Genomic DNA, 10,318 nt, shown 5'->3' with positions numbered 1-10,318 from the left:
GCATTATTAAAGAAAATATGGTGGAGGATGACGGGATCGAACCGCCGACCCTCTGCTTGTAAGGCAGATGCTCTCCCAGCTGAGCTAATCCTCCAAATATGTATGCCTGGCAACGTCCTACTCTCACAGGGGGAAACCCCCAACTACCATCGGCGCTGAAGAGCTTAACTTCCGTGTTCGGAATGGGAACGGGTGTGGCCTCTTCGCCATCATTACCAGACATATAAAGGAATGTTATTCCTTCAAAACTAGATAACAGAGTCAAAAGTAAATCAAACAACAATTTGGTTAAGTCCTCGACCGATTAGTATCCGTCAACTCCATGTGTCGCCACACTTCCATCTCGAACCTATCAACCTGATCATCTCTCAGGGGTCTTACTAGCTTGACGCTATGGGAAATCTCATCTTGAGGGGGGCTTCATGCTTAGATGCTTTCAGCACTTATCCCGTCCGCACATAGCTACCCAGCGATGCCTTTGGCAAGACAACTGGTACACCAGAGGTGCGTCCATCCCGGTCCTCTCGTACTAAGGACAGCTCCTCTCAAATTTCCTACGCCCGCGACGGATAGGGACCGAACTGTCTCACGACGTTCTGAACCCAGCTCGCGTACCGCTTTAATGGGCGAACAGCCCAACCCTTGGGACCGACTACAGCCCCAGGATGCGATGAGCCGACATCGAGGTGCCAAACCTCCCCGTCGATGTGGACTCTTGGGGGAGATAAGCCTGTTATCCCCGGGGTAGCTTTTATCCGTTGAGCGATGGCCCTTCCATGCGGAACCACCGGATCACTAAGCCCGACTTTCGTCCCTGCTCGACTTGTAGGTCTCGCAGTCAAGCTCCCTTATGCCTTTGCACTCTACGAATGATTTCCAACCATTCTGAGGGAACCTTTGGGCGCCTCCGTTACATTTTAGGAGGCGACCGCCCCAGTCAAACTGCCCGCCTGACACTGTCTCCCACCCCGATAAGGGGTGCGGGTTAGAATTTCAATACAACCAGGGTAGTATCCCACCGACGCCTCCACCGAAGCTAGCGCTCCGGCTTCAAAGGCTCCTACCTATCCTGTACAAGCTGTACCAAAATTCAATATCAGGCTGCAGTAAAGCTCCACGGGGTCTTTCCGTCCTGTCGCGGGTAACCTGCATCTTCACAGGTACTATAATTTCACCGAGTCTCTCGTTGAGACAGTGCCCAGATCGTTACGCCTTTCGTGCGGGTCGGAACTTACCCGACAAGGAATTTCGCTACCTTAGGACCGTTATAGTTACGGCCGCCGTTTACTGGGGCTTCGATTCAAAGCTTCGCTTGCGCTAACCTCTCCTCTTAACCTTCCAGCACCGGGCAGGCGTCAGCCCCTATACTTCGCCTTGCGGCTTCGCAGAGACCTGTGTTTTTGCTAAACAGTCGCCTGGGCCTATTCACTGCGGCTCTCTCGGGCTTGCACCCTACCAGAGCACCCCTTCTCCCGAAGTTACGGGGTCATTTTGCCGAGTTCCTTAACGAGAGTTCTCTCGCACACCTTAGGATTCTCTCCTCGCCTACCTGTGTCGGTTTGCGGTACGGGCACCTTTTATCTCGCTAGAAGCTTTTCTTGGCAGTGTAGAATCAAGAACTTCGGTACTAAATTTCCCTCGCTATCACAGCTCCGCCTTCACGGCAATGGGATTTGCCTCATTGCCAGCCTAACTGCTTAGACGCACATATCCAACAGTGCGCTTACTCTATCTTACTGCGTCCCTCCATTGCTCAAACGATAAAGAGGTGGTACAGGAATATCAACCTGTTGTCCATCGCCTACGCCTTTCGGCCTCGGCTTAGGTCCCGACTAACCCTGAGCGGACGAGCCTTCCTCAGGAAACCTTAGGCATTCGGTGGAAGGGATTCTCACCCTTCTTTCGCTACTCATACCGGCATTCTCACTTCTAAGCGCTCCACCAGTCCTTCCGGTCTGACTTCACAGCACTTAGAACGCTCTCCTACCACGCATACCATACGGTATGCATCCACAGCTTCGGTGATACGTTTAGCCCCGGTACATTTTCGGCGCAGAGTCACTCGACCAGTGAGCTATTACGCACTCTTTAAATGGTGGCTGCTTCTAAGCCAACATCCTGGTTGTCTAAGCAACTCCACATCCTTTTCCACTTAACGTATACTTTGGGACCTTAGCTGGTGGTCTGGGCTGTTTCCCTCTTGACTACGGATCTTATCACTCGCAGTCTGACTCCCGATGATAAGTCTTTGGCATTCGGAGTTTGACTGAATTCGGTAACCCGATGAGGGCCCCTAGTCCAATCAGTGCTCTACCTCCAAGACTCTAACAATCGAGGCTAGCCCTAAAGCTATTTCGGAGAGAACCAGCTATCTCCAGGTTCGATTGGAATTTCTCCGCTACCCACACCTCATCCCCGCACTTTTCAACGTGCGTGGGTTCGGGCCTCCATTCAGTGTTACCTGAACTTCACCCTGGACATGGGTAGATCACCTGGTTTCGGGTCTACGACCACATACTCATTCGCCCTATTCAGACTCGCTTTCGCTGCGGCTCCGTCTCTTCAACTTAACCTTGCATGTAATCGTAACTCGCCGGTTCATTCTACAAAAGGCACGCCATCACTCATGAATGAGCTCTGACTACTTGTAGGCACACGGTTTCAGGGTCTATTTCACTCCCCTCCCGGGGTGCTTTTCACCTTTCCCTCACGGTACTGGTTCACTATCGGTCACTAGGTAGTATTTAGCCTTGGGAGATGGTCCTCCCTGCTTCCGACGGGATTCCTCGTGTCCCGCCGTACTCAGGATCCACTCAAGAGGGAACGAAGTTTCGACTACAGGGTTGTTACCTTCTTTGACAGGCCTTTCCATGCCTCTTCATCTACCCCGTTCCTTTGTAACTCCATATAGAGTGTCCTACAACCCCGAAAGGCAAGCCTTTCGGTTTGGGCTATCTTCCGTTTCGCTCGCCGCTACTCAGGAAATCGCGTTTGCTTTCTCTTCCTCCGGGTACTTAGATGTTTCAGTTCCCCGGGTCTGCCTTCCATACCCTATGTATTCAGGTAAGGATACTGTTCCATTACGAACAGTGGGTTTCCCCATTCGGAAATCTCTGGATCAAAGCTTACTTACAGCTCCCCAAAGCATATCGGTGTTAGTCCCGTCCTTCATCGGCTCCTAGTGCCAAGGCATCCACCGTGCGCCCTTTCTAACTTAACCATTATGGTCAGTGGCGCTTTGTTGTACAAAGCGTACTTCAAATCATTTCGCAAGAAATGATGGTGTTACTTGGTGTGTTTGTTTACTTTACTGTTATCTAGTTTTCAAGGAACAATGTTGTCGGCCAGCCTAAGCTGATCCAACTGAGTTTTGAGAAAGATGATGCTCTCTCAAAACTAAACAAGACAGTCACGTAACATTCTTCTAATTTCCTTAGAAAGGAGGTGATCCAGCCGCACCTTCCGATACGGCTACCTTGTTACGACTTCACCCCAATCATCTGTCCCACCTTAGGCGGCTGGCTCCATAAAGGTTACCCCACCGACTTCGGGTGTTACAAACTCTCGTGGTGTGACGGGCGGTGTGTACAAGGCCCGGGAACGTATTCACCGCGGCATGCTGATCCGCGATTACTAGCGATTCCGGCTTCATGCAGGCGAGTTGCAGCCTGCAATCCGAACTGAGAATGGCTTTATGGGATTGGCTAAACCTCGCGGTTTCGCTGCCCTTTGTACCATCCATTGTAGCACGTGTGTAGCCCAGGTCATAAGGGGCATGATGATTTGACGTCATCCCCACCTTCCTCCGGTTTGTCACCGGCAGTCACCTTAGAGTGCCCAACTGAATGCTGGCAACTAAGATCAAGGGTTGCGCTCGTTGCGGGACTTAACCCAACATCTCACGACACGAGCTGACGACAACCATGCACCACCTGTCACTCTGTCCCCCGAAGGGGAACGTCCTATCTCTAGGAGTGTCAGAGGATGTCAAGACCTGGTAAGGTTCTTCGCGTTGCTTCGAATTAAACCACATGCTCCACCGCTTGTGCGGGCCCCCGTCAATTCCTTTGAGTTTCAGTCTTGCGACCGTACTCCCCAGGCGGAGTGCTTAATGCGTTTGCTGCAGCACTAAAGGGCGGAAACCCTCTAACACTTAGCACTCATCGTTTACGGCGTGGACTACCAGGGTATCTAATCCTGTTTGCTCCCCACGCTTTCGCGCCTCAGCGTCAGTTACAGACCAGAAAGCCGCCTTCGCCACTGGTGTTCCTCCAAATATCTACGCATTTCACCGCTACACTTGGAATTCCGCTTTCCTCTTCTGTACTCAAGTCCCCCAGTTTCCAATGACCCTCCACGGTTGAGCCGTGGGCTTTCACATCAGACTTAAAGGACCGCCTGCGCGCGCTTTACGCCCAATAATTCCGGACAACGCTTGCCACCTACGTATTACCGCGGCTGCTGGCACGTAGTTAGCCGTGGCTTTCTGGTTAGGTACCGTCAAGGTACCAGCAGTTACTCTGGTACTTGTTCTTCCCTAACAACAGAACTTTACGACCCGAAGGCCTTCTTCGTTCACGCGGCGTTGCTCCGTCAGACTTTCGTCCATTGCGGAAGATTCCCTACTGCTGCCTCCCGTAGGAGTCTGGGCCGTGTCTCAGTCCCAGTGTGGCCGATCACCCTCTCAGGTCGGCTATGCATCGTTGCCTTGGTAAGCCGTTACCTTACCAACTAGCTAATGCACCGCGGGCCCATCTATAAGTGATAGCCGAAACCATCTTTCCCTCTTCCTCCATGTGGAGGAAGAAACTATCCGGTATTAGCCCCGGTTTCCCGGAGTTATCCCAGTCTTATAGGCAGGTTGCCCACGTGTTACTCACCCGTCCGCCGCTGACTTCCGGGAGCAAGCTCCCTTCTGTCCGCTCGACTTGCATGTATTAGGCACGCCGCCAGCGTTCGTCCTGAGCCAGGATCAAACTCTCCAATAAGTGTTTGACTTGCTCATAAAATAAAACTTGTTTGTTCCAACTCTGTTGGAACTTCGTTTAGAATTAACGTTGACGTGTTGTCTTGTTTAGTTTTCAAAGAACATTATTTGCTGTAGACAGCTTTTAGATTATATCATCAATCAAATTGCTTGTCAACAACTTTTTAAAAACTTTTTTAAACTATGTTTTCCAGTCACTCGTAAGCGACTTTATTATCATACCATCCGGTTGATCAAGTGTCAACAACTTTTTTTGCTTGTTTTTCAATCATATCAAGCATTTCGGCTGTCGTTCTTAACAACAGATATAAATATACCATCATTTATTAAGGGGTGCAATAGTTTTTATAAAAAAGTTTTCCAGAATAATAAAGATGTAAAAATCAAAAAATACATAGCGACCTAAAACTTTGTTACCCCTCATCACTATTTTTTCTATTACTAAACTATCCGAACAGAAATACTCGAAAAGATGTTGCTCCACCTTAAAAAGATCTTACTCCCTCTATTTGGCGCATGGCTTTTTAATGTATCTGCATTTTTCTTTTTTCCTTCTCTCTATTTATCCATAAATAAAACACCCCAAACATTAGATTGAAAATTTAACGTTTGGGGTGTTTCCACTTAGTTGCCTCTTATTTCACAAATACTTACCGTTGTCTCATATAAGGGAATAACAGTACATCGCGGATTGATGGTGAATTCGTCAATAGCATAACCAGGCGGTCCACACCAATTCCTAAGCCGCCGGTAGGCGGTAAACCATATTCCAATGCCTCGATAAAGTCTTCATCCATTTCATGCGCTTCATCGTTTCCTTGTTCTTTTTCTTTTAATTGAGCTTCAAATCGTTGTTTTTGGTCGATTGGGTCATTCAACTCAGTGAATGCATTTGCGTGTTCACGGCCTACAATAAACAGTTCAAAACGATCTGTAAATCGGGGATCTTCCGGATTTTTCTTGGCCAGTGGCGAAATCTCAACTGGATGACCATAAATAAAAGTAGGTTGAATAAGCGTTTCTTCTACTTTTTGTTCGAAAAATTCGTTTACCACATGTCCGAATTCCATATGAGGAGCTACCTCAATGCCGTGCTCTTTCGCAACCGCCTGTGCTTCTTCTTTCGTCATATGTTTCCAGAAATCCACACCTGTTTGTTCTTTGATCGCATCAACAATATGGATTCTTTTCCATTTAGGAGTCAAGTCGACTTCATACTCTCCATACTGGATGACTGTCTTTCCATGTACTTCTTCCGTTACATGGGCAATAAGGCTTTCTGTTAGATCCATAATATCGTTATAATCTGCATACGCTTCATATAATTCAATCATTGTGAACTCAGGATTATGTCTTGTCGATGTCCCCTCATTACGGAAAACACGGCCGATTTCATATACTTTTTCCAAGCCGCCCACAATCAATCGTTTCAGATGCAATTCAATTGCTATACGCATGTACAATGTCATATCAAGCGCATTATGGTGCGTCACGAACGGGCGTGCAGCTGCTCCTCCTGCAATTGTATGCATCATCGGCGTTTCAACCTCAAGGTATCCCTTGCTATCCAAATAACGGCGCATTGATTGAATAATTTTGCTTCTCGCAACAAATGTTCTCTTGCTTTCTTCACTCATGATTAAATCTACATAGCGTTTACGGTAGCGTTCCTCTACATCTTTCAAGCCATGGAATTTATCAGGAAGAGGGCGCAATGCTTTTGTCAGGAAAGTGAATTCCTTTGCCTTAACAGACAGTTCCCCTACATTTGTAATAAAGACAGTCCCTTTAATACCAACAATATCACCAAGATCCGCATGTTTGAAATCTTCATATGCTTCTTCGCCGATTTCATCCTTACGTACATAAATTTGGATTTGTCCTGATAAATCCTGAATATGCGCAAATCCAGCTTTCCCTTTGCCGCGCTTAGTCATAATACGGCCTGCAATTGTGACTTCAGGCTTGCTTTCTTCTAGCGCTTCTTTCGATTGGTTACCGTATGTATCCAAAATTTCCTGCGCCAGATGCGTACGTTCATAACGCGTGCCGAACGGATCTTTACCTGCATCGATCATGTTCTGCATTTTTTCGCGTCTGACCAACAATTGATCGTTTAATTCTTCATGACTCATCCTTACTCACTCCACTTTCTCTGTTCTTATATATGTCAGCTCATAAACGAACTTGATTATCTTTACTTATTGTACACAAAGAAGGACGGGAAAACATCTTTTTTCACACATCCATTCTATTTATTAAGGATGACCATCCTTCCATACTATGAAAAAAACTGCCAGGTCAACTGGCAGCTTTTCAATAAGTTGTATTATAAAAAATGACAATCGGAAAGTCAAACCATCATACTGCCTGGATCTTCTTCATGACTGCTTGCTTTTCTGTTTCTTCCAACAGTGTTTCCAATACGGCTACCATTTCTGCCCGAGTGTTACACTCGTTGATTTGATCCCGCACTTTCGCATTTCCTTTTATGCCCTTCAGATAATAAGAAGCATGCTTTCTCATTTCACGAACGGCAATGTATTCATCCTTCAGATGGATTAGACGGTCCAAATGAAGAACGCAGACATCGATTTTCTCGCGGGGCGACGGCTCATCTACCAGTTCCCCTGTTTCCAGGTATTTAACTGTGCGATATATCATCCATGGATTTCCGAGTGCTGCTCTTCCGATCATAACTCCGTCACAGCCTGTTTCCGCCAGCATTCTTTCGGCATCTTGAGGTGTTAGGACATCGCCATTTCCGATGATCGGAATATTGACCGCTTCCTTCACTTCACGGATGATATCCCAATTAGACGTTCCTGTGTACAACTGTACGCGCGTTCTTCCATGCAAGGAAACGGCTTGCCCGCCTGCCCTTTCTACTGCACGTGCATTCTCAACTGCATATATATGGTCCTCATCCCAACCCATACGCATTTTAACCGTTACAGGTTTGTCTACCGCATCCACAACAGCGGCAACCATATCATAGATTTTATTAGGATCCAGCAGCCATTTCGCTCCTGCATCCACTTTAGTAATTTTCGGTACAGGGCATCCCATATTAATATCAATAATATCAGCTATCGAATTCTTATCGACAAATTGGGCTGCTTCCACCAATGATTTCTTCTCTCCTCCAAAGATTTGAAGGCTTAATGGTTTTTCTCTTTCATCTATATAAAGCATATTCATCGATTTTTTATTTTTAAGAACGATCCCTTTATCACTGATCATCTCTGCACAAACAAGTCCCGCGCCGAATTCTTTCACGGTCAGCCTGAAGGCAGAATTGCAAATGCCCGCCATAGGCGCCAATACAACGCGGTTTTTAATATCTACATTCCCTATTTTGAACATGAATTTTTCCTCCTGTGTTGAGCTGGTTCATGTACCTCTATCCCAATCCTCGCTCTGCTTACTCTTCTTTAGGAGGCTGTAATTCCTCTAGCGAAACATCCAATGCTGCTGCCACTTCCTGCAAAAATTGCTGTGTCGGCATCCGGTTTCCTCTTTCAATCTCGCCTAGCAATGAAACGGAAACAAGCAATCGTTTCGCCAGCCCATCCTGTGTGTACCCTTTTAATTTTCTAAATGCACGAATGCGTCTTCCCCACTTTTCCGCTTCCATAATCGTACTCCTTCTTTATCAGGTATACGTTCCAACATCTCTCGTAATGATTCTTCCATCGCTGGAAGCTTGATGTATGGTTCTATTTCCAAAAGCGGAATGAGGACAAAAGCTCTCTCATGCATTCGGGGATGTGGAACAGAAAGGTCGTCTGAATCAATATTGTCTTGATTATAGAGTAAAATGTCAAGGTCAATTGTCCGAGGTCCCCATCTGATTACCCTTTTTCTTCCTAATTGCTGCTCTATATCCATACATACGGCCAATAAATCCTCCGCGGTGTAATCTGTATACAGCTTCACCACGATATTCAAAAAATTCCCTTGGTCGGTGTATCCAACTGGATCTGTTTCATAAAGGGAGGATACGGAATCTACAGCAATTTCCCCATCTTTCTGGAGAAGTTCAACCGCTTCCCTTAAATACGTTAATCGATCATCCAAATTAGACCCTAAAGATAAGTAGGCTGTATTTTTCATTATACCCTGCCCCTTTTAATCTCAACTGCCACTGATGTATAATGCCCTGGAATCGGCGGATCAGGTTTTATTAGTTTGACCGTGCACCATTCGATCAATTCAAACGAATCCAGTACAGCTTCTGCTATCCGTTCAGCTACTGCTTCAATCAATTGATATGGTTTCCCTTCAACAATTTCACGCGTTACCTCAAATAATTCTGCATAATTGACGGAACGGTTTAAATCATCATTTTTTCCTGCAGCCGATACATCCAATTCAACAGTTAGGTCTACCTTGAAACGCTGCCCTAACTTCGTTTCCTCAGGCAACACCCCGTGATATCCGTAAAACTCCATCTGATTCACATATATTTTATCCATTTATTTTACCCCCAGTCAAAAGGGCATCCATTACCTTTGCCGCCCTCGATACTTCCTTAACATTATGCACCCTCATTATTTGGCACCCTTGCTGGATTCCAAAACAAACAGTAGCAATCGTCCCTTCCACTCTCTCATCAGGAGGAAGATCCAGAATAGCCCCGATCATAGATTTTTTGGATGTTCCCAGCAACACAGGATACCCTAATGCCACAAGATGGTTCAGATTGCCCATCATATCCAAATTCATATCCAAATTTTTCGCAAAGCCGATGCCCGGGTCAAGAATAATTTTCTCATCCTGAACGCCTGCTTTCTTTGCCGCAAGAATGCATTCATACAAATCTGTAAAACTATCCCGGATAAAGTGCTGATAATCCAAATGATCTCGATTATGCATAAGAATGTAAGGAACATCCAATTCAGCTGCCGTCACGTACATTCTTTCATCTGCTTTGCCGCCCCAAACATCATTGATAATGTGCGCACCAGCATGGATCGCTTCTCTGGCAACATCCGCTTTGTATGTATCGATTGAAATAGGGACATCTATTTCATCCGTTATCGCCTTGATGACAGGAATGACCCTTTCCATTTCTTCTTCAGCCGAAACAACTGCCGCGCCGGGCCTTGTTGATTCTCCGCCGATATCAATGATATCCGCTCCATCCATCACTAACTGTCTGGCATGCTCCACTGCTTTTTCAATATCGAAAAAAGAACCGCCATCCGAAAAAGAATCGGGAGTGATGTTCAAGATACCCATGATCAATGTCTTCTTGCTAAAATCTAAACTATATTTTCCGCACTGTATCATTTTTTGTCTATTCGCCAATTCTTCCTCACCCATTTA

The 10,318-nt window shown here is 46.3% G+C and carries 6 protein-coding genes, 2 tRNA genes and 3 rRNA genes (1 of these 11 cut by a window edge); all 11 read right to left on the bottom strand.

Features of this window, described 5'->3' with window-relative positions:
- A tRNA-Thr gene (locus ABC357_RS21045) sits at positions 1-2 on the bottom strand; it reaches 74 nt to the left of the window's first position.
- Positions 3-18: 16 nt separating this feature from the next.
- A tRNA-Val gene (locus tag ABC357_RS21040) sits at positions 19-94 on the bottom strand.
- Between the two features lie 10 nt (positions 95-104).
- Positions 105-220, bottom strand: a 5S ribosomal RNA gene (rrf, locus tag ABC357_RS21035).
- 64 nt (positions 221-284) lie between these two features.
- Positions 285-3,220 (bottom strand): 23S ribosomal RNA (locus ABC357_RS21030).
- Between the two features lie 217 nt (positions 3,221-3,437).
- Positions 3,438-4,988: ribosomal RNA gene (locus ABC357_RS21025) — 16S ribosomal RNA — on the bottom strand.
- Together the 16S, 23S and 5S rRNA genes with 2 tRNA genes alongside form the textbook arrangement of a ribosomal RNA operon.
- Positions 4,989-5,637: 649 nt before the next feature.
- Positions 5,638-7,122 carry a lysine--tRNA ligase gene (gene lysS / locus ABC357_RS21020; protein ID WP_412889510.1) on the bottom strand — a complete coding sequence of 495 codons (1,485 nt, stop codon included), beginning with the start codon at positions 7,120-7,122 and terminating at the stop codon, positions 5,638-5,640.
- 226 nt (positions 7,123-7,348) lie between these two features.
- Positions 7,349-8,353, bottom strand: a complete 1,005-nt coding sequence (gene dusB, locus ABC357_RS21015; RefSeq protein ID WP_412889509.1) for a tRNA dihydrouridine synthase DusB — start codon at positions 8,351-8,353, stop codon at positions 7,349-7,351.
- A gap of 58 nt (positions 8,354-8,411) precedes the next feature.
- Positions 8,412-8,624: a helix-turn-helix domain-containing protein gene (locus ABC357_RS21010; protein ID WP_412889508.1), complete on the bottom strand. Its 213-nt coding sequence runs from the start codon at positions 8,622-8,624 to the stop codon at positions 8,412-8,414.
- The gene (gene folK, locus ABC357_RS21005) at positions 8,576-9,103 is read right to left on the bottom strand and encodes a 2-amino-4-hydroxy-6-hydroxymethyldihydropteridine diphosphokinase (RefSeq protein ID WP_412889507.1); all 528 of its coding nucleotides are present in this window, start codon (positions 9,101-9,103) and stop codon (positions 8,576-8,578) included. Before folK ends, ABC357_RS21010 begins: the two co-directional genes overlap by 49 nt.
- Entirely contained in the window at positions 9,103-9,465 is a 363-nt protein-coding gene (gene folB / locus ABC357_RS21000) for a dihydroneopterin aldolase (protein WP_412889506.1), read from the bottom strand. Before folB ends, folK begins: the two co-directional genes overlap by 1 nt.
- On the bottom strand, positions 9,458-10,315 hold the full coding sequence (gene folP, locus ABC357_RS20995; protein ID WP_412889505.1) for a dihydropteroate synthase: 858 nt from the start codon (positions 10,313-10,315) through the stop codon (positions 9,458-9,460). The genes folB and folP overlap by 8 nt, the downstream gene beginning before the upstream one ends.
- Between the last annotated feature and the right edge of the window lie 3 nt (positions 10,316-10,318).

Origin of the sequence: Bacillus kalamii, from assembly GCF_047238185.1 — a bacterium.
Taxonomy (GTDB): domain Bacteria; phylum Bacillota; class Bacilli; order Bacillales; family DSM-1321; genus Bacillus_AD.
This window is presented reverse-complemented; position numbering and strand designations above follow the sequence as displayed.

Bases quoted from the DNA above. Each gene is read 5' to 3' on its own strand.
- folB (WP_412889506.1), bottom strand. From the start codon at position 9,465: ATGGATAAAATATATGTGAATCAGATGGAGTTTTACGGATATCACGGG.
- dusB (WP_412889509.1), bottom strand. From the start codon at position 8,353: ATGTTCAAAATAGGGAATGTAGATATTAAAAACCGCGTTGTATTGGCG.
- lysS (WP_412889510.1), bottom strand. From the start codon at position 7,122: ATGAGTCATGAAGAATTAAACGATCAATTGTTGGTCAGACGCGAAAAA.
- folP (WP_412889505.1), bottom strand. From the start codon at position 10,315: ATGGGTGAGGAAGAATTGGCGAATAGACAAAAAATGATACAGTGCGGA.
- ABC357_RS21010 (WP_412889508.1), bottom strand. From the start codon at position 8,624: ATGGAAGCGGAAAAGTGGGGAAGACGCATTCGTGCATTTAGAAAATTA.
- folK (WP_412889507.1), bottom strand. From the start codon at position 9,103: ATGAAAAATACAGCCTACTTATCTTTAGGGTCTAATTTGGATGATCGA.